This is a genomic window from Muricauda brasiliensis, assembly GCF_003057865.1.
GTDB classification, from domain to species: Bacteria; Bacteroidota; Bacteroidia; order Flavobacteriales; family Flavobacteriaceae; genus Flagellimonas; species Flagellimonas chongwuensis.
The window spans coordinates 302056-321344 of sequence record NZ_QBTW01000001.1 but is presented as its reverse complement, the minus strand read 5'-3'; the positions used below and the strand labels follow the sequence as shown (position 1 = coordinate 321344).

Genomic DNA, 19289 nt, shown 5'->3' with positions numbered 1-19289 from the left:
ATATACTGATCCAATTGACATGAATGCATGATCAAAATCAGTAATTTTAGTAATTGTTTTGAAAACATTCGAAGAAAGTAACGTCTTGGGTATGTTTTCGGAGGTTATCTCCGAGGGCATAGTCATTGTCAATGCCCAACAGCAAATTACTGCGAGCAATAAGGCCGCCAATAAAATGTTCGATTATAAGGAGGGAGAGCTTATCGGCAAACCTTTGGACATTTTAATTCCACAACGTGCAAAGCACAAACATGGCAAACTGGCCGATAAATTTATGGGCGAGGGCAAGGCCAGACAAATGGGAAAAGGGTTGGACTTGGTTGGAATCCGCAAAGGTGGGGAAGAGTTCCCATTGGAAATAAGCCTTAACCCGTTCAAGATTCAAGAAAAACAATATGTTTTGGCCCTGATCATGGATATCACTGAAAAAAAGAAGGCCGAACAGACCATAGATTATTGGTTCCAGATTTTTGATGAGTCGCTGAACGAAATCTATGTGTTCGATGCGGAATCTTTTATTTTTATCAATGTGAACCGTGGTGCCCAAATGAATTTGGGGTACAATATGCAGGATTTGGGCAAGATGTCCGTAATGGATATTAAACCAGAGGTCACTAAGGATGTGTTGGAACGTTTGATATCGCCACTGCTCTCGGGACGAAAGGAAAAGGTGATTTTTGAAACCATCCATCAAAGAAAGGACGGTTCCCTATATCCGGTTGAGGTACACCTTCAACTCTCCTTTATTGGGAAAAGAAGGGTATGTGTAGCGATTGTTCTGGACATTACCGAGAGGAAAAATTACACACAGCAACTGGAAAATACCGTAGAGGAACGAACTCAACAATTAAGGGAGGCGCTACAGGCCGAGAAAAAGCTCAACGAGCTCAAGACCAAATTTCTTTCCTTGGTGTCCCATGAGTTTAAAACACCGCTTTCCAGTATTTTGACCTCAACATCCCTTTTGAAAAAATACACTACATCGGAACAGCAGGAAAAGCGGGACAAACACATTATAACCATTAAATCCAAGGTAAGGTATCTGGATAATATACTTACCGATTTTCTTTCCATAGAGCGTTTGGACCTTGGTAAGGTAAATTATTCCATGACCTCCTTTCCGCTGAGCAAGTTGATAAATGAGGTGGTGTACGACGCCAATATGCTCTTAAAAGAAGGCCAACGGATACAGTATCCAAGGGATATCGATGGGATTGTAGTAGAATTTGATGAAAAAATTATGGGGTTGGCCCTTTCCAATTTAGTTCACAATGCCATAAAGTATTCTCCTGAGCATTCAGATATTGAATTAAGGGTATCCCAAGAAAATGACCAATTGAAAATTGATGTTGTGGATAATGGTTTTGGAATACCACTCGAGGACCAGCCATTTATTTTTGACAGATATTTTAGGGCCACCAATGTGCTTACCGTTCAAGGGACGGGAATAGGCCTCAATATTGTGCGGCAACATATGAACAACCTAAACGCTAATGTAACCTTTAAGAGTGAAATGGGGACAGGTTCTACGTTCACTCTGTTCATACCAATAAATAACAAGGAAAATGAAAAAAATTTTACTGGTTGAAGATGACATTTCGCTACGCGAAAATGTAGCAGAATTGTTGGAATTGTCTGGTTTTAATGTGTGTTCTGCATCAAATGGAAGAATAGCTGTGGATATGGCAAAAAAGGAACTTCCCGATTTGGTGCTTTGTGATATTATGATGCCCGAACTGGACGGATATGGGGTCTTGGAAGAATTATCATCTGACAAAAGCACACGACATATCCCGTTTATTTTTGTTTCTGCCAAAACCGAAAAACAGGATGTGAGAAGGGGCATGAACCTTGGTGCCGATGATTATTTGACCAAACCATTTGAAGAAGAGGAACTTTTGTCTGCCATTGAGTGCCGCTTAGAGAAGGCAAAACAAATGGATACCTTGCTCAAAGAACGGCCAGAACAAGTAAGGGAGGATGAGATTCGTACCTTGAACGAACTGAAAAACTTCTTTGATGATCATGGAGAACAGTTCTCTTTTAAAAAAGACGAGGTCATCTATAATAGCGGAGACCATTCAAACATGGTATTCCTTATCCTAAAAGGCGTCGTCAAAGGTTGTAGTCTGGATGAAGAAGGAAAGGAATTGATTACCTCCATATACGCCGAGGACGATTTTCTGGGGTTTACTTCATTGACCGACCATCTACCATATCAGGAATATGCCATTGCCATCGATGATGTGGAACTTGCGGGTATATCCAAAGAAAAAGTCAAGGCCATTATAGAGGACAATAAAAGCATTTCCCTGGAATTGATGGATGTTATTGCCGGCAACCTCACCGAAATAAAAAAGCAGTTGTTGCAAATGGCATACAGTTCGGTGAGAAAAAAAACGGCGCAAACGCTTTTGCTGTTTTCCAAAGCAATAAACAGGGATAAGCAACAGGCCTTAAAAATTACGCGAAGCGACTTGGCGGGCGTTGCTGGCATTGCAACGGAGAGTTTAATACGAACGTTGTCGGATTTTAAACAAGAAGGACTTATTGCCATCGAAAATAGAAACATTTTGGTACTCGACAAGGAGGCTCTGGAGCAGGTACATTAACTAAATCAATGTCATAAATAGTGTAAGTGATATTTATCATTCCTTATTTTTTTGTGAATGATAAACTTGTGCCCACAATTTATGACATAATGAAGAATATTCTGGTACCGACCGACTTTTCCCAGAACTCCATCAGGGCACTCAAGTATGCACAGATGCTGTTCAGCTCTTTGGAATGCAACTTCTATTTGCTCTATGTTGGTACGCTCCTAGATACAAAAAACGATGCTGGACTTTACCTAAGAACCGATAAGGTCACCGAAAGCACCAAAAAGGAACTGACTGAACTGGTCAAGGAAACAAGGGAGCACAGTTTGGAGGCCAATCATTTCTTTTTCCCTTTGCACGAATATGGGTTTTTTATCCCCACCATTAAAAAGCATCTACAGGAAAACAATATCGACCTTATTGTGATAGGGACCAAGGGAGCATCGGGCATCAAGGAAAAGGTAGTGGGAACCCATACTGGAGATGTCATCACCAAAGTCCAATGCAATACCTTAGTGGTCCCCGAGGATGTTGAAATCTCCAAACCCAGGGAAATTGCCTTTCCCACAGACTTGAACATTTTCTATTCTTTAAAAATCCTTCGACCTATGATGGAAATGGTGAAGCTGGGCAAGTCGCAATTTCGTATTATGCATGCAATACAGGAGGGCGACCACCTGACCGAGGAACAAAAGAACAATAAAGAATATCTTTTGGACTTTATAAAGGAAACCCTCCAAGAAGGTCATAGCTTTCACACCATTACCAATAAAAAAGTGAAGTCTGCCATTCAATGTTTTGTGGAAAGCCGGGAAATTGATATGATGTTCATGGTGGCCAAGAATATCAATTTTATACAACAGGTTTTGTTCGATTCCATTGTGGAACAAATCAGTTTTCATACAAAAATACCCTTCTATGTGATACATGAATAAGGGGTGGAAGATTATACTTTTGATTTTTTGGAAACCATGTGATGCAAATCATATCAGGACTGGGAAAGCTTGTGTAACTTTGATATGATTAGTATCTTAAAATCAACTGAGTAATGATCAAAGTCGTATTGCCCACCGATTTTTCTGAAAATGCGTTCCATGCCATTGCCTATGCCTTGAAGTTATTGCATAACCATACATGCAGGTTTTATTTAGTGCATACATACACACCGCCCATTTACAGAGTGGATTATACACTGGGCAGCCCTGGACAGTTGGGATTACCGGATGTTCAAAGAAATAGTGCAGAGGAAGCTCTGCAAGATACCATAAAAGCAATCAGGCCCCTGTCCAATCCCGCCAAGCATACTTTTGTGTCCCATGCCGCTTTTAACACACTGGCAGAAGAGATGGATTCCATTTCCCATAAAGAGGGTATCGATTTTATTGTGATGGGAACACAAGGAGCCACAGGTGCTATGGAAATTCTCTTTGGCTCCAATACGGTTCAGGTAATCCAAAAATCTGCAGTACCTGTTTTGGTGATTCCAAACGATTTTGAATATGAACCGCCAAGAAACATCTTGTTTCCTACCGATTATGAAGTGGATTACCAAAAGGCCCATCTGGATTTTCTGCTCAAATTCTCCAAGCTAGAGCATTCCAAGTTGCATATATTGCATATATCCTCACCAGAAGGACTCGATGAAGTACAAGTAAACCAAAAAGTAGGATTGGAAGGAAAACTGTTGGAACACAACCATGAATTCTACGACCTGCCCGACCAAGAACTGATAGCGGCCATCAATGCCTTTCAGGAAAAACAATCTATTGAATTGCTGGTCATGGTAAAGAACAAACATTCATTTTTGGAGCGTCTTTTTTTGGAACCTGTCATCAAAAAAATAGGTCTGTACAGCAAAGTCCCTTTTATGATACTTCCTTATACCAGTTGAGTAAAATAATCCCCATCAAAGTGATATAAATCATTGTAGAGAAGTATGAATCCTTGTATTTTATAGCAAAACCGATATACTGGTTAAGGGAGAAGAACATCCATGTTAAAAGGAATTATAATTAAAAAGGATGATGGTATGAAACAAGTAGGGATATGGATGGATAAGCAAGAAGCCAAAGGAGTGGTACTTAACAATAACAAGGAAAGTTTTTTTAATATTTCCTCAGAGCTTGATTTTTTTAACCCCAAAGGAGGTGCGCGTTCCAAAACTAAATGGGGTCCACAGGATGTGGTGCAGGACAGCAAATATCTTGAAAGGGAGAAACATCAATTAAAAAAATACTTTGAAGAGATAGCCGAGCAAGTTTCAGATGCTGACGAAATAGTCATTTTTGGCCCTGCCGAAACGCCGGATAAGTTTTTGGACGCCCTAAAAACAAGGCATTCCCGTATAGCCGAAAAAGTAAAGAAGAAAGAGACTGCGGACAGTATGACCGAGAACCAGATAAAGGCATTGGTTAAAAAATCCTTTGGAAAGGACGGTCGAAATTGATAATCCAGATAATCATCGTTTGATATGATTTAAATCATTATACATCAAATGATTGTGGTCTATTTTTGATTGGCCAGGAATTTGGCAATGCATGACATGTAACAATCTTCAAATTACCGTTATGGAAACAAAATCAAACAAAAGGAGGCTTAAAGAGTGGTTCAGTGCAGAGGAGCTACACGAGGAATCAAAGAAGTGGTTTTCTGAATTGAAATTTGCCAGAGACGAGCAAAAATTTCTGAATACCATGGTGAAGGATTATACATTGGACATTATTGATTCGGATATGTTCAAAAGCGTACAGCCCCTGGTGCAATCCTTGAACCAATCCGAAAAGGATTTGGTGGACTTGTTCAAAAGGGTGCAATTGCATGAAAATCAGCTCCAGATCATGGTAGATGATATTAATCAAGAAAAAATGGAAGCAGCCTATCTGGATACCCACAACGATTTGTCCATGGATGTATCCGATTATTTTATAAGGTACAGGCACACCAAGAACCTCATGTTCGATATTATATCCAAAGTGATCAAGCACAGAAAACAAAAAAGATTGTTGAATTAAATTGAGTCAGGAACACTTATGAAAGTATTGGTTTTCAGTGCCAAGGATTTTGAGATAAAAAACTTGGAGAAATTGAACGCAGGCAGGCATAAAATGGTATTTGTGCCCGAGGCCTTGGATTCCACAACGGCGGTAATGGCCGCAGGTTACGATGCCGTTTGTATTTTTTCGAACGATGATGCCAGTCTGGTAGTACTGGAAATACTCCACGACCTTGGCGTCAAGTACATTACCCTACGATCTACGGGCTATAACAACATAGGTGTAAAATCTGCCAAACGTATCGGGTTGAAAGTAGCCTATGCTCCGGAATATTCCCCACACGCCATTGCTGAACATACCATAGCCTTGACATTGGCACTCAACCGGAAGTTGATTCAGGCCAATGCCCAAGTAAAGCAATACGATTTTACATTGGACAATTTAATGGGGTTCGACCTCAACGGAAAAACAGTCGGTATTTTTGGAACGGGTAGAATCGGCTCTATTTTGGTGAAAATATTCCATGCCTTTGGATGCAAAGTTGTGGCAAATGACCTGCATCGTAATCCTTATTTGGAAAATCATTATGATCTGGAATACCTTCCTTTGGATGAATTATGCAGAAGGTCGGACATTATCACCATCAATGTACCGTTGAACTACGAAACCCACCATATACTACATGAACCCATGTTCTTGGCCATGAAGGAAGGAGCACTGTTGGTCAATACGGCGCGCGGTGGCATTGTAAAAACAGAAGACCTTGTTGAGGTGCTGAAAGGAGGACACCTTGGAGGGTATGCCACCGATGTATACGAGTATGAAAGAGGTGTTTTCTACAAGGATAACAGAAAAACGGGCATCACCGACGACCTCCTAAAGCAACTAATAGAAATGCCCAATGTGATTCTAACCCCACATCATGCATTTGCCACCAAAGAGGCCTTGTTGAGGATTGCCGAGACCACAATGTATAATTTGGACTGTTGGGAAGAAGGAAAAATCTGTAAAAATGAACTGGGTTTTGAAACGGTTACCTTATAGTAGCGGACTCAATAATTTGGCAAAGCCCTGAATCAACTTTTGGTTCCAAGGCCTTTCCTTGTATTTGTTGTAGTCGTTCAAAATCAAAGATTTTTCACAATCCTTTAAAAAATCTGATTTCATTCTTTTGCATAAGTCACTGTCATAAACAAACACTTGTGCTTCATAATTTTGTTGCAAACTCCTATTGTCCAAATTAGCCGTTCCTATGCTGGCAATCTCGTCGTCGCACAACATCACCTTACTGTGCAAAAAGCCATCTGCATATAAATATATTTTAATGCCCGCTTTTAAGTATGACTCAAAATAGGCCCTAACACACCAGTCCACCAATTTGATATCGGTGGTGGTAGACATTAGTATCCTCACATCTACACCACTCAAAGCTGCCGTCATGAGTGCCTGCAATATGGCATGGTTAGGAATTATGTACGGATTTACGATGTAGAGGTATTTTTGAGAGCTATTGATAATGGAAAAATAGACCTGTTCCATTACATCAAAATCATCGTCCGGACCACTGGGTACAATTTGAAGTGAAGTTTTACGCTTATGGATTGCATGGATTTTAAAATTGGTAGCATCCACTTTATTGCCACTGGCCAAAAACCAGTCCGTGATAAATAATCGGTTCAAAAAGTCAACCGCCTCACCTTCTATTTTTAAATGGGTATCGTGCCATTTTCCCAATGCTTGGTCGCCCTTAAGATACTTGTCCGAAATATTGATGCCTCCCGTAAACCCTATTTTATTGTCGATCACGATTATTTTCCTATGGTTCCGATAGTTTAATGAAGCCAGAAATCTTCCAAACTTAAAGGGAAGAAACTGTGCTGTTTCAACACCTATATCCTTGAGTTTTTTAAGGTATTTTTTACTAAGTGAATAACTGCCGATACCATCGTAGAGCAACCTTATGGTAACGTTATTGGCCACCTTCCTTTCAAAAACATCTAGAAGTCTATCGGCAAGTTCCCCATCTTCAAAAATGTAATATTGTAAATGAATGTGCTCTTTTGCCCCTTCTATAGCCTCAAAGATGCGTTCAAAGGTGATTTTTCCATCCTTCAACAACTCTAGATCGTTATGGCAGGTTATGCCGCAATGGGTTGTTTTGTTGATCAAATGGGTTATTTTGAGTTTATCGTCAGAAATCTGGAGATTACAATTTATGTTTTCCAACGGTTTGATAGGATCAAACTGATTTTTCAAGGAAAACATCTTGGACCTTCTCCTGTTCCTGCCAAACAGAATATAGAGCAGGACACCTGCTACGGGAATGGTAAAGATGGCCAACATCCAAGCCAATGTCTTGCTGGGCCTCACTCCATTTAACAACAAGCTAACAACCATGGTCAGTGCAACCAGAATGTAGAGCACAATGAGGATAGGTATGAGCATGTGGTCCATATAATCCACGTTTGTTTCAAAGATAAGATTATCGAAACATTCTAATCAATTTGGAATGTGCTGTAACAAAATATGGAAAATCAATACAGATACAATGGTCAATGCCATTGTAGGATAAACCTTGTACCTAGCTTGTTAATTTGGTTGTATAGTCATGAATAAACAATGCCAGATATTAAGGTATCCGTAATTATGCTAGGTCGTTCGGGGCCTATAGACTGTTGTTCAAGGATTTTAGGTTAAAATTAACATAAAGCTAAGGGTACGCTGTTTAATTTTAAAACGGATGGACTTAATCCCATCATCTTATAAAAAATGTTCTTACCTATTAATAACTCAAAATAAATCAAATAACTAATCAAAATGAAAAGAAGAGATTTTGTACAGTACGCTGGTATGGGTGCAGGGGCTATGATGATGCCCTCGCTTCTTCTGGGAAATGATATCCCTGCGGAGGCATTGCTCGAACCAGGTATGGACACCGTTCTTAAAAAGAAAATGGCGGATGTCGCCCTGAATACGGCAAAGTCCATGGGGGCCACCTATGCAGATGCCAGAATTGGAAGATATCTGAACCAGTATGTTTTTACCCGTGAGGATAAGGTCCAAAATGTGGTGAACACTGAATCATTTGGTATTGGAATCCGTGTTATTGCCAATGGCACTTGGGGTTTTTCCTCTACCAATGATGTGACCGAAGAAGGAATCAAAAAAGCTACACAGCATGCGGTTTCCATTGCCAAGGCCAACTCAAAGATTCAAAAAGAACCTGTTGTTCTGGCACCGGTTCAAGGACATGGAGAGGTATCTTGGAAAACACCAATAAAAAAGGACTTTAAAGAAGTGCCTATCTCCGAAAAGGTAGATTTGCTTTTGAGTGCAAACGCTGCCGCTATGGAAAATGGAGCCAATTTTGTGAATTCCGCCCTTTTTATGGTGAACGAACAAAAGTATTTCGCTTCTACCGACGGTTCTTATATTGATCAGGATGTGCACCGAATTTGGCCAACTTTCAACGTTACCGCAATCGACCGTGCAGAAGGTAAGTTCAGAAGCCGTCAGGCCTTGAGTGCTCCTATGGGCATGGGCTACGAATATATGGACGGTCTGGAATCTGAAAAACTTCAAGGTCCGGAAGGTATCAAACTATACAATAGAAGCTACGATATTGTTGAAGATGCTACCATGGCCGCAAAACAGGCCAAGGAAAAACTCTCCGCAAAATCCGTAGAGGCAGGTAAATATGATTTGGTACTAGAACCAAACCACCTTGGATTGACCATCCACGAATCTGTAGGACACCCATTGGAATTAGACCGAGTACTGGGCTACGAAGCAAACTATGCCGGTACCAGTTTTGCTACTTTGGACAAATGGGAGTCAAAAGACTTTAACTATGGTAGCGATATCGTGAATATCGTGGCCGATAAGACCCAAGAAGGTTCTTTAGGTGCCGTTGGTTATGATGATGAAGGCGTAAAGACCAAGAAATGGGATTTGATCAGAAATGGAACCTTGGTGAATTACCAAGCCATCCGGGATCAAGTTCATATGATCGACCAAAACGAATCGCACGGATGCTGCTACGCCCAAAGTTGGGAAGATGTGCAGTTCCAGCGAATGCCAAACGTTTCATTGGAGCCAGGGAAGGAGAAATATTCATTGCAGGATATGATCAAAGATGTGGAAAAAGGAATCTACATTTTGGGCCGAGGTTCTTACTCCATTGACCAACAACGTTACAACTTCCAATTTGGAGGAACCTTGTTCTATGAAATCAAGAATGGCGAGATAGTGGGTATGCTAGAAGATGTAGCATATCAATCAAATACCCAAGAATTCTGGAATTCCTGTGCTAAAATATGTGATAAGGACGACTATAGGTTGTTCGGTTCTTTCTTTGATGGAAAAGGACAGCCATCGCAGGTTAGTGCCGTTTCTCACGGTAGTTCCACATCAAGATTTAACGGAATCAACGTAATCAATACAGGTAGGACCATTTAAGGTTTATTCAAATTAAATAATAAGACAATGGCTATATATACTAAAGAAGAAGCAAAAAAGATTTTGGAGAAAGCCTTGAGTTTCTCCAAGGCCGATGCCTGCGAAATAAACCTAAGTGGAAGTAATAGCGGTAATATCCGATATGCTAGAAATACCGTATCCACAGCAGGATATAGATCTACACAGAGTTTGGCGGTACAATCCAGTTTTGGAAAAAAAGTAGGTACTGCAACAATCGATGAGTTTGATGATGCATCACTTGAAAAAGTGGTTAGAAGGGCAGAAGAACTAGCTCAGTTATCACCTGAAAATCCCGAGTTTATGGCGCCTTTAGGCCCACAAACTTATGATGAGGCCATCACCTACAAGGAATCTACCGCTAATATTACCCCTGAGTACAGGGCAGAGGTGGCCAGTAAAAGTATTGTTCCTGCGGCAGAGAAAGATGTTACTGCGGCCGGGTTTTTAGATGATTCCGCAGAATTTTCTGCGATGATCAACTCCAACGGGCTCTTCGCTTACAACCAATCCACCGATGTAGACTTTACGGTAACCATGCGTACCAACGACGGTACAGGCTCCGGTTGGGTGACCAGGGATTATAACGATATCAATAAGTTCGATGCTTCCGAAGCATCAAAAGTAGCGATAGACAAGGCGGTGATGTCTAGAGAGGCACGTGCCATAGAACCTGGAAAATATACCGTAATCTTGGAACCGGCAGCAGCATCAGATTTACTAAGAAACATGTTCCGTTCTTTTGATGCAAGATCTGCAGATGAAGGCAGGAGTTTTATGTCTGCCAAAGACGGAGGGACCAAACTCGGTCAAAAAATAGTGGACGAGCGTGTAAATATTTGGTCCGACCCTTTAAACCCAGATGTGCCGACATCCACTTGGAACGGTGCTGGGCAGCCACTCAAAAAAACGAGTTGGATAGAGAACGGAGTTGTTAAAAATTTGGCATACGATCGCTATTGGGCAGAACAAAAAGGCGTGGAACCAGTTCCATTTCCAAGCAACGCTATTATGGAAGGTGGCGATGAAAGCTTCGAGGATATGATCAAAGGCACCAAAAAAGGTATTTTGGTAACCCGTTTTTGGTATATCCGAAGTGTGGACCCACAAACCTTATTATATACTGGATTGACAAGGGACGGAACGTTCTATATCGAGAACGGACAAATCAAGTTCCCTGTTAAAAACTTCAGGTTTAACGAGAGCCCGATCATTATGCTTAATAATTTGGAATCTCTTGGGGAACAAGTTCGTGTCAACGGAAATTTAATACCCTACATGAAGATTCGTGACTTTACGTTCACCAGTCTTTCGGACGCGGTATAAACAGAAGAATCAAAACAAACTGGTGGTCAGGTTATCCTTGATTGCCAGTTTTTATTTTGACAATGATTTTTTAGCCTACCACCCAAATGGCATTGGATAACGAATTCTTTTTTACACGATTGCAATATGAATCAGGAGATTGGGATGTGGACCAGCGCATGCCTTCCAATTTACTGAATTCTCTAGTGGAGTACACCACGCTAAAAGTGGATACCCAAGAAAAAATCATTACGCTAGCTAGCGACGATATTTTTAAAAGTCCGTTCTGCTATATTTCCGGGCATAAATTGGTCCAATTCACTAAAAAGGAACGCGAGAACTTTGAAAAATATGTACGCAATGGCGGTTTTGTATTTGCGGACGATTGCAACCATGATATAGATGGGCTGTTTGCCAAATCGTTCGAAAGGCAAATGGAAGAAATATTCGGTCCGGGTGAACTTCAGAAGATTCCTAACGACCATGAGATCTACACCATTTTCTTTGAATTTGATGATGGTCCGCCTACCACTTCACAAGAACTGAACGGCTGGGGAGACGACCTTGTGCACGAATACCTCAAGGCAATCGTGATCAATGGAAGAATCGGGGTGCTCTATAGCAACAAGGATTATGGTTGCGAATGGGACTATGATTTTAGAAACAAACGCTGGTACAAAATTGACAATACCCGGTTCGGGGTGAATATTGTGTTATATGCTTTAACCTCTTAATGGAACTAATTTGGATAAAGAACTACAACAAATAGCAAATGAAGTAGAAGGGCTCTCCGAAAAGCTGACCGCCCTTAAAAAAGAAATTGGCAAAGTAATCATTGGCCAAGAAGATACCGTGTCACAACTGCTCATTACTTTTCTTGCAGGCGGACATGCCCTGCTGGAAGGAGTTCCGGGGTTGGCCAAGACCTTAATGATCCGGACACTTTCTAACGCTATCGATTTAAAATTCAAACGGATACAATTTACGCCCGATTTAATGCCATCGGATATTATCGGAACCGAGATATTGGAAGAAGACCATACCACGGGCAAAAAATTCTTCAAGTTCAACAAGGGGCCAATTTTTTCCAATATTATTTTGGCGGATGAGATCAACCGAACGCCCCCTAAAACGCAGGCCGCCCTTTTGGAGGCCATGCAGGAGTTTGAGGTGACCTATGGAGACAAAACTTATCCTTTGGATAAACCCTTTTTCATTCTCGCTACGCAAAACCCCATTGAACAATCGGGAACCTTTGTATTGCCGGAAGCACAACAGGATAGATTTTTGCTCTACATCAAAATAGGCTATCCCACCGACGATGAGGAAACCCAAATTTTAAAGGCTACTACGGGAACCAAAAAAGCCCAACTAAACAAAGTATTGTCGGGAGAAGATATTGTGAGGTTACAGCAGTTGGTACGTGAGGTATCCATCAGTGATGGACTCATACAATATGTAAGCGATGTTATACGCGCTACCCGCCCGGATACTACCTCGGTGGACTACGTGAAGCAATGGGTGGACTGGGGAGCTGGTCCACGTGCGGGACAGGCCATGATATTGACGGCCAAGGCCAATTCGCTTTTGGAGGGTAGATTGGCCGTTGGTTTGGAAGATTTGCAAACCGTTGCCTTGCCCGTTTTGCGTCACAGGGTGCTCGTAAACTTTAGGGCTGATGCCGAAGGAATCACCTCGGACACGGTTACAAAAGAGATATTGAAGGCAATTCAATTAAAAGATAGATAATGGCCTCAAGGGACTACCACGACCTTTTAAAACCTGAAGTCATCAATACCGTATCGGGCCTTAGCCTGATTTCGCGTATTGTGGTGGAAGGCTATACCTCCGGTCTACATCGGAGCAAGAGCGTGGGTCCTGGCATGGAATTCAGTCAATATAGGGGGTACGAACCTGGGGACGACCTTCGACTGCTCGATTGGAAAATGTTGGCACGTTCAGGTCGGTACTACATCAAACAATCCGAAGTGGAGAGCCATGTTACCGTTAAATTCATTGTGGATGCCAGCGCGTCCATGGAGCACGAAGAACAGGGGATTTCCAAATTGGAGTTTGCCCGTGTCATGGTAGCCTGTTTGTCCCACATGGCCCAAAAACAGGGAGACTCCGTAGGGCTTTTTGCCCTCAATGAAGATGATTTTGTCAGCATTTACCCGAAAGCTGACCAAAAACACTTTAACCGTTTGTTGTTGGAATTGTTGAACATCTCCACCAAAGGGAAATGGCCGGAACTTTCCATTGCTTCCAGAAGGATTCACAATAGGGGAGAAAAAGAACTGGTTTTTTTCTTGACCGATATGTACGAGGATGTGTCGGAACTGTCCGACTTTGTGAAGAATTTGAAAACGGCACACAATGAAGTAGTGGTGCTTCAAATTATGTCGGGCAGTGAAATGGATTTTGATTTCAAAAAATCCGTCACATTTGAGGATTTGGAGACTGGGGCCAAGGTTAAAGTGGACGTTAACAAGGCCAAGGTTGCCTATTTGAAAACCTTGGAGGAGAAAATAAATCAAACCAAAGAGCAATTGCTCTCCCAAGGAGTTCATTATCATCTGTTCCGGATGGACAATGACCTTGGTGATGCTTTACAGCTCTTTTTAAAGGAACGAATACGACTGGTGTAAATGGTTTTTGCAAATCCGTCATATCTGTGGGCACTTTTGGGACTTTTAGTTCCCTTGGCCATCCATTTATGGAGCAAGAAGGAAGCCAAGACCATTAAAATTGGAAGCATTCAGTTATTGGATGAATCCAATTCAAGGCAATCCAGCAGCATCCAATTGAACGAGTGGCTGTTGTTATTGCTACGAATGTTGGTTGTTGCCTTGGTGGTGGTATTGATGGCCGGTCCCCAATGGCGAACCAAAGGAGATAGGAAGCAAGTCATCTACTTTGTGGAAGCTAGCCTTGCCAACGATGCGTCAATCAGTAAAATATTGGACAGTGTACAAGAGAGTTCACAGGTTCTCCTGTTAGCAGATGGTTTTCCAGATTGGGTGGCGGACCGGGATTATCAAATGGATGGGAAACAGGCCAACTATTGGCAATTGGTGCAAAAAATGGATTCTTTAAGTTCGGATAGTGTGGTGGTCTTCGCCAAAGCATTGGCAAAAGGTTTCCGGTCGATGCGGCCCAATACCCAAAAGAAAATCCATTGGGTGGTCATGGATTCGGAAGAGACCCTGTCCCAACCTTTGATGGCCCTTATGCGTGATTCCGGAGTGGAATTGGTGACAGCTTCCAGTAATAGTTCGGCAACGCAAATTAAAAGGCAACCTTTGGTTGATGGTTTTGAGATTATTGCCGAGGGCGACAGCCTTCGACTACTTTCTGATGCTCCGCAAATTATTCCAGTAAGAAAGTTGGACACCCTTCATGTTAATATGTTTGTGGAAAAGGAATTTGAACGGGAAGGAAGCTATATCGAAGCATCTTTCAAGGCATTATCTACATTTTTGAAACAGGAAATACGTATTCACAAACAAGATGATTCAATGAGTAATCAAGCCGATTTGAACATTGTTTTGGGTACTGCACAGAACGGTCAATCGTATGGTAAACAATTAGTGTATCAGGAAAATCCATTGGCTGATGAATTGATTGAATCCGGGAAGGAGAAAAATGTATTTTATCTAACATCAAGGCTGAACCCAAAAAATACGCTGGAACAACGTTTACCGGAGCAATTGTTGCAAATATTGGATTTGGATGAGGATGTTAAGAATTTATTGGCGAGTGCCGATGTGCGTCAATTGGATGAGTCACAACTCAAACCGAATTACGTGGAACCTAAGCGAAAAAGGGAAAGAGCGTCCTTTTTGGATATTTCTCTCTGGGTATTTGGAATCCTTGCCGTGCTGATGATTGTGGAACGGGTGTTATCAAACTATAAAAAACAATGATGGGAGCGGCATCTATAGAACGGTTTCAAAAGCGATGGCAGCAATCCAAATATATGGAGGCGCTTCTGTACGCAATTGGATTCGGTGGCTTTGTTTACCTACTTACCCATAATCTGTTTTACGGGATCATTGGCTTTATGGTATCTGCCGGGATTGCTTTATTTGTTCTAAAACCATGGAGCATCAGTTCCAAAAATGCAGTGGACTATATCGATGCACATTTGCCCCAAGCGGGATTTAGTAGTGGACTTTTATTGTCGCCCTCTAACGAGCTATCCGATTTGTCCAAATTGCAGCAGTTTAGGGTAGCATCGCAGTTAGAGCCGGTTTTGTCCCGATTGAAACCGCCGCACAACATTTTTAAGGCGACTTTGGTTATGTTCGGTTTGATTCTTTTAGGCCTCGCAGGTGGTTTTATTTTGACAAGATATGGAGGTTCACCGGGAGGTAATTCTTCAACGAAGAAGCAAATCACTTTTGCACCAAAGGACAGTTTATCCAGTGCCACAAAAATTCCAGAGTTGATCAAAACCACGATCACTGTTCAATATCCAAACTACACCAGAAAATCGATTTTGAACACCACGGACCCCAACATTAAGGCCGTACAGGGTTCCAATCTCATATGGAATTTGGAATTTGACGGTAATGTGCAAGCCGTTCGGATGGACTTGATGGGAGAACGGATTGATTTTACAAAACGGGATGCATCTTATCAACTGACCAAGAATTTGGAAGCATCCGGATTTTATAGTTTTACTTTTAAAGATGCCAACGGAAACGATTATGTAAGTGATCTGTATTCTTTGGAAATGGTCAAGGATGAACCTCCCCTGGTCCAGATTGAAGGATTGGACAGTTACAGCTATTTTGAGTTTGATGACGACGAACGATTGATGCTCAACGCTAACATTTCTGACGATTTTGGAATTGATGATGCCTATATCATAGCTACAGTGAGCAAAGGCTCTGGTGAATCCGTAAAGTTTAGGGAAGAGACCATTCGCTTTACCAAAACCATTCCAAAGGGCAACAAACAAATGGAATTACAGCAACCTTTGGATTTGGACGCCCTAAAAATGGACCCGGGTGATGAGCTCTATTTTTATGTGGAGGCATTGGACCAAAAAACACCTTCGCCAAACGTTGCGCGCAGCGAGACCTACTTTGCGGTAATCCGCGATACTGTGACCGATATGTTCGCAGTAGAAGGCAATTTAGGGGTAGACCTAATGCCCGACTATTTTAGGAGTCAGCGGCAATTGATCATCGACACCGAGAAACTGATTGCCGAGAAACCCAATATCTCTGAAAAGGACTTCAAATTTAGGAGCAACGAACTTGGATTTGACCAGAAACAGCTGCGCTTAAAATACGGTCAGTTTATGGGGGACGAGACCGAAATGCAGGCGGCGGCCGGAGCGGTGTCCCACGAGCAGGGCGAAGCGGACCATGGTTCTGAAGAAGGGGAAGCCGATTTGCTGGATGAGTACAGCCACAAGCACGATAGCGATAACGAGCATAATTTAGTGGAAGAACATGGCCATGAAAACGAGGAAACCGAAGAGGAGGAGGACCCGCTTCATGATTATCTCCACAACCACTCGGATCCCGAAGAATCCACCTTGTTCGAGAAATCCTTGAAAGCAAAGCTTCGTGATGCCTTGAACATTATGTGGGATGCAGAACTTCATCTACGTCTATACGAGCCAGAAAAGTCATTGCCGTTCCAGTACGATGCACTGGCCATCATACAAGAAATTAAAAACAGTGCGCGGATCTATGTCCATCGGATTGGTTTTGACCCTCCACCCATCAAAGAAGAAAATAGGTTGAGCGGAGATGTTGAAAATATCACCAATTACGATAAGCGACAGGAATTCGAGTATCAAAAGTCCTTTGCATCAACAAGGCAGGCCATCTCCCGTTTGGAAACTCTCAGCCAAGGGAAAAAAACATTTGATGCCAATGACAGTGCGCTTTTTGTTGATGCCGGAAACGAACTGGCGCAAAAGGCCATTTCGCAACCCTTAAAATACATTAAAGTTCTACAGGGACTGCGCGATTTGGAAAAGGCTGCCAATAGGTCCAAGGAAAACTATATGGAAGTACAAAAAGGGCTTTTATCTGTTTTGCCCCCAATGGAGGACATTCCTATGAAAAAGACTAGGTATGATAGTGAAATCAATTTGTTGTACTTAAAGGAATTGGGCGTTTATGAATGATGGCATGGTGTTTTTGAACCAGAATCTTTTTTGGCCCGTGATCATCGTAGGTCTGGTCCTGATGGCGGTTTTTGTGTGGAAGGAATGGTCACAACGAAAAGAACAACGGTTTTTTGTGAAAATGATCGCATCATTTCTGGCCATCGTATCGCTCTCCATGATTATATTGAAACCAAGTACCTATCAAGAATCTGTGCGCGGCAAGGGAATTGTGTTGACAGATGGGTATCGCTCTTCGCAGCTGGATAGTTTAAAATCAATCTACAAACGCATCAAAACCGAAGAATATACAAAAGGACGAACATTGTTCCTTTTAACGGAGGTGGATTCCATTTTTCTGTTGGGACATGGAATGGAACCATTTGATTTTTGGCAGGTAGAGCATAAGTCGGTCGCTTTTTTGGGAGGCGATGCCAATCAGGGGGGGCAGGATATCTCCAACAAGAGTGAACTGATTTTGGGAGAACCTTTGGAACTTAGCGCTACTTATGCCAATCCTGTAGCCGGAAATTGGGCCGTATTGGCCGATAATGGAGGTAATCCTTTGGATTCCATCCCTTTGGAAGAAACGGAAAGTCAGTTGATACAACTTAGTGCCGAACCCAAGGCCAGCGGACAGTTTGTGTATCATCTTATGGAGCAAGACCAAGATGGACAGGTTGTATCCAACGAACCTATACCCATACAAGTAAAGGAGGGAAGACCCCTAAAAATTTTAATGGTCAATACGTTCCCCACCTTCGAGACCAAATACCTAAAAAACTTCTTAACGGAAAAAGGACATGAAGTTTTGGCTCGGACACAACTCACCAAGGGCAAATACAAGTTTGAGTATTTCAATGGAGCATCGGGCACCATTTATGGCTTCACTTCTGAAAACTTGAAGGATTATGACTTGTTGATTATCGATACGGATTCGTACACCGGTTTGGGACGTGCCTCAAAAGAAGCGATGGAAGAGATTTCTGCTTCAGAAGGTCTTGGAATTTTTGTCCAGGCTGATGAAGGTTTGTTCAGGCTTTCGGAAAGTCAATCCCCGTTCAGGTTCAATCGGGACTATGTGACCGAAACCGAATTGGGTCAGCCCGTGCGAACCTTGCCAAAATATCCTTACGCATTCCAAGAAAACTTGCGTACCCAAGAGATTTTATTGGATTCCGCCACCGTTGCATCATATATACCGGTGCAAAAAGGAAAAGTGGGTACAACCTTGCTTCAAAACACCTATCAATTGCTATTGGATGGTCAAGAAGCACTTTATACCCGAATCTGGACCAAAATACTCAATAATATAACACGGGAGCAGGAAACTGTGGTAGAATGGAAGTCACTTACCCAAATTCCAAGATTGGATGAGCCCTTTGAGTTTGAATTACAAACCTTGCTAACGGATGTTGAGATTACCACGGAAGAAGGCGCTAGAATTCCGTTGCTTCAAGATATTTTGATACCGGGTAAATTCACGGGTACGGTGTATCCTAGAAAAACGGGATGGAACCAGCTTCAAATTGCCAATGACTCCATTTCGCCATGGTTATATTTTGTGTATGATGACGGTCAACTTCAAAACATCCATCAAACCCAATTAAGGAATGCCAATTATCAAAAATTTGTTTCAAACAGCACTTTTGATGATTCGGCATCGGCCTCAAAAAAAGAACTGCAAACCATAGCACCATTTTGGTTCTATTTTGTACTTCTTTTATCGCTGGGTTGGTTATGGTTGGAGCCTAAATTATCGTACTGATCTGGTGTTGTTTTTTG

The 19289-nt window shown here is 42.0% G+C and carries 16 protein-coding genes; 15 read left to right on the top strand and 1 reads right to left on the bottom strand.

Annotated elements, in window-relative coordinates; translation table 11 throughout:
• Positions 1 to 58 precede the first annotated feature (58 nt).
• The 7 genes from DCK90_RS01295 (at position 59) to DCK90_RS01265 (ending at position 6637) form a co-directional block, all read left to right on the top strand.
• Positions 59 to 1588, top strand: a complete 1530-nt coding sequence (locus tag DCK90_RS01295) for a sensor histidine kinase (RefSeq protein ID WP_317046395.1) — start codon at positions 59 to 61, stop codon at positions 1586 to 1588.
• Complete coding sequence (locus DCK90_RS01290) at positions 1566 to 2612, top strand: response regulator (protein ID WP_108244358.1); 1047 nt, start codon at positions 1566 to 1568, stop codon at positions 2610 to 2612. The genes DCK90_RS01295 and DCK90_RS01290 overlap by 23 nt, the downstream gene beginning before the upstream one ends.
• An 89-nt stretch (positions 2613 to 2701) precedes the next feature.
• Positions 2702 to 3535 carry a universal stress protein gene (locus DCK90_RS01285; protein ID WP_108244357.1) on the top strand — a complete coding sequence of 278 codons (834 nt, stop codon included), beginning with the start codon at positions 2702 to 2704 and terminating at the stop codon, positions 3533 to 3535.
• Positions 3536 to 3648: 113 nt separating this feature from the next.
• Positions 3649 to 4491: a universal stress protein gene (locus DCK90_RS01280; RefSeq protein ID WP_108244356.1), complete on the top strand. Its 843-nt coding sequence runs from the start codon at positions 3649 to 3651 to the stop codon at positions 4489 to 4491.
• Positions 4492 to 4629: 138 nt separating this feature from the next.
• Positions 4630 to 5046: a hypothetical protein gene (locus DCK90_RS01275; protein ID WP_108244452.1), complete on the top strand. Its 417-nt coding sequence runs from the start codon at positions 4630 to 4632 to the stop codon at positions 5044 to 5046.
• Positions 5047 to 5167: 121 nt separating this feature from the next.
• Complete coding sequence (locus DCK90_RS01270) at positions 5168 to 5611, top strand: hypothetical protein (protein ID WP_108244451.1); 444 nt, start codon at positions 5168 to 5170, stop codon at positions 5609 to 5611.
• Between the two features lie 18 nt (positions 5612 to 5629).
• Positions 5630 to 6637, top strand: a complete 1008-nt coding sequence (locus tag DCK90_RS01265) for a 2-hydroxyacid dehydrogenase (RefSeq protein WP_108244355.1) — start codon at positions 5630 to 5632, stop codon at positions 6635 to 6637.
• Here DCK90_RS01265 and cls read toward each other — a convergent pair.
• Entirely contained in the window at positions 6632 to 8038 is a 1407-nt protein-coding gene (gene cls / locus DCK90_RS01260; RefSeq protein ID WP_108244450.1) for a cardiolipin synthase, read from the bottom strand. The two genes, DCK90_RS01265 and cls, sit on opposite strands and share 6 nt — an antisense overlap.
• Before the next feature lie 372 nt (positions 8039 to 8410).
• On the opposite strand from cls, the gene DCK90_RS01255 reads away from it, so the two are divergent.
• The 8 genes from DCK90_RS01255 to DCK90_RS01220 all read left to right on the top strand — a co-directional run bounded on the left by DCK90_RS01255 (position 8411) and on the right by DCK90_RS01220 (position 19272).
• Entirely contained in the window at positions 8411 to 10051 is a 1641-nt protein-coding gene (locus DCK90_RS01255; RefSeq protein ID WP_108244354.1) for a TldD/PmbA family protein, read from the top strand.
• 27 nt (positions 10052 to 10078) lie between these two features.
• Positions 10079 to 11395, top strand: a complete 1317-nt coding sequence (locus DCK90_RS01250) for a TldD/PmbA family protein (RefSeq protein ID WP_108244353.1) — start codon at positions 10079 to 10081, stop codon at positions 11393 to 11395.
• Positions 11396 to 11487: 92 nt separating this feature from the next.
• A complete protein-coding gene (locus DCK90_RS01245) occupies positions 11488 to 12108 on the top strand; it encodes a DUF4159 domain-containing protein (RefSeq protein ID WP_108244449.1) in 621 nt (206 codons plus the stop codon).
• Between the two features lie 10 nt (positions 12109 to 12118).
• Positions 12119 to 13123 carry an AAA family ATPase gene (locus tag DCK90_RS01240; protein WP_108244352.1) on the top strand — a complete coding sequence of 335 codons (1005 nt, stop codon included), beginning with the start codon at positions 12119 to 12121 and terminating at the stop codon, positions 13121 to 13123.
• Positions 13123 to 14022 carry a DUF58 domain-containing protein gene (locus DCK90_RS01235; RefSeq protein ID WP_108244351.1) on the top strand — a complete coding sequence of 300 codons (900 nt, stop codon included), beginning with the start codon at positions 13123 to 13125 and terminating at the stop codon, positions 14020 to 14022. The genes DCK90_RS01240 and DCK90_RS01235 overlap by 1 nt, the downstream gene beginning before the upstream one ends.
• Positions 14023 to 15300: a BatA domain-containing protein gene (locus DCK90_RS01230; protein ID WP_108244350.1), complete on the top strand. Its 1278-nt coding sequence runs from the start codon at positions 14023 to 14025 to the stop codon at positions 15298 to 15300.
• On the top strand, positions 15297 to 17525 hold the full coding sequence (locus tag DCK90_RS01225) for a tryptophan-rich sensory protein (protein ID WP_108244349.1): 2229 nt from the start codon (positions 15297 to 15299) through the stop codon (positions 17523 to 17525). The genes DCK90_RS01230 and DCK90_RS01225 overlap by 4 nt, the downstream gene beginning before the upstream one ends.
• A complete protein-coding gene (locus DCK90_RS01220; protein ID WP_108244348.1) occupies positions 17518 to 19272 on the top strand; it encodes a hypothetical protein in 1755 nt (584 codons plus the stop codon). The genes DCK90_RS01225 and DCK90_RS01220 overlap by 8 nt, the downstream gene beginning before the upstream one ends.
• Positions 19273 to 19289: the final 17 nt, after the last annotated feature.

Excerpts from the sequence above, each read along its gene's own strand:
- DCK90_RS01290 (WP_108244358.1), top strand. The coding sequence starts at position 1,566 with ATGAAAAAAATTTTACTGGTTGAAGATGACATTTCGCTACGCGAAAAT.
- DCK90_RS01285 (WP_108244357.1), top strand. The coding sequence starts at position 2,702 with ATGAAGAATATTCTGGTACCGACCGACTTTTCCCAGAACTCCATCAGG.
- DCK90_RS01280 (WP_108244356.1), top strand. The coding sequence starts at position 3,649 with ATGATCAAAGTCGTATTGCCCACCGATTTTTCTGAAAATGCGTTCCAT.
- DCK90_RS01275 (WP_108244452.1), top strand. The coding sequence starts at position 4,630 with ATGAAACAAGTAGGGATATGGATGGATAAGCAAGAAGCCAAAGGAGTG.
- DCK90_RS01270 (WP_108244451.1), top strand. The coding sequence starts at position 5,168 with ATGGAAACAAAATCAAACAAAAGGAGGCTTAAAGAGTGGTTCAGTGCA.
- DCK90_RS01265 (WP_108244355.1), top strand. The coding sequence starts at position 5,630 with ATGAAAGTATTGGTTTTCAGTGCCAAGGATTTTGAGATAAAAAACTTG.
- cls (WP_108244450.1), bottom strand. The coding sequence starts at position 8,038 with ATGCTCATACCTATCCTCATTGTGCTCTACATTCTGGTTGCACTGACC.
- DCK90_RS01255 (WP_108244354.1), top strand. The coding sequence starts at position 8,411 with ATGAAAAGAAGAGATTTTGTACAGTACGCTGGTATGGGTGCAGGGGCT.
- DCK90_RS01250 (WP_108244353.1), top strand. The coding sequence starts at position 10,079 with ATGGCTATATATACTAAAGAAGAAGCAAAAAAGATTTTGGAGAAAGCC.
- DCK90_RS01235 (WP_108244351.1), top strand. The coding sequence starts at position 13,123 with ATGGCCTCAAGGGACTACCACGACCTTTTAAAACCTGAAGTCATCAAT.
- DCK90_RS01230 (WP_108244350.1), top strand. The coding sequence starts at position 14,023 with ATGGTTTTTGCAAATCCGTCATATCTGTGGGCACTTTTGGGACTTTTA.
- DCK90_RS01225 (WP_108244349.1), top strand. The coding sequence starts at position 15,297 with ATGATGGGAGCGGCATCTATAGAACGGTTTCAAAAGCGATGGCAGCAA.
- DCK90_RS01220 (WP_108244348.1), top strand. The coding sequence starts at position 17,518 with ATGAATGATGGCATGGTGTTTTTGAACCAGAATCTTTTTTGGCCCGTG.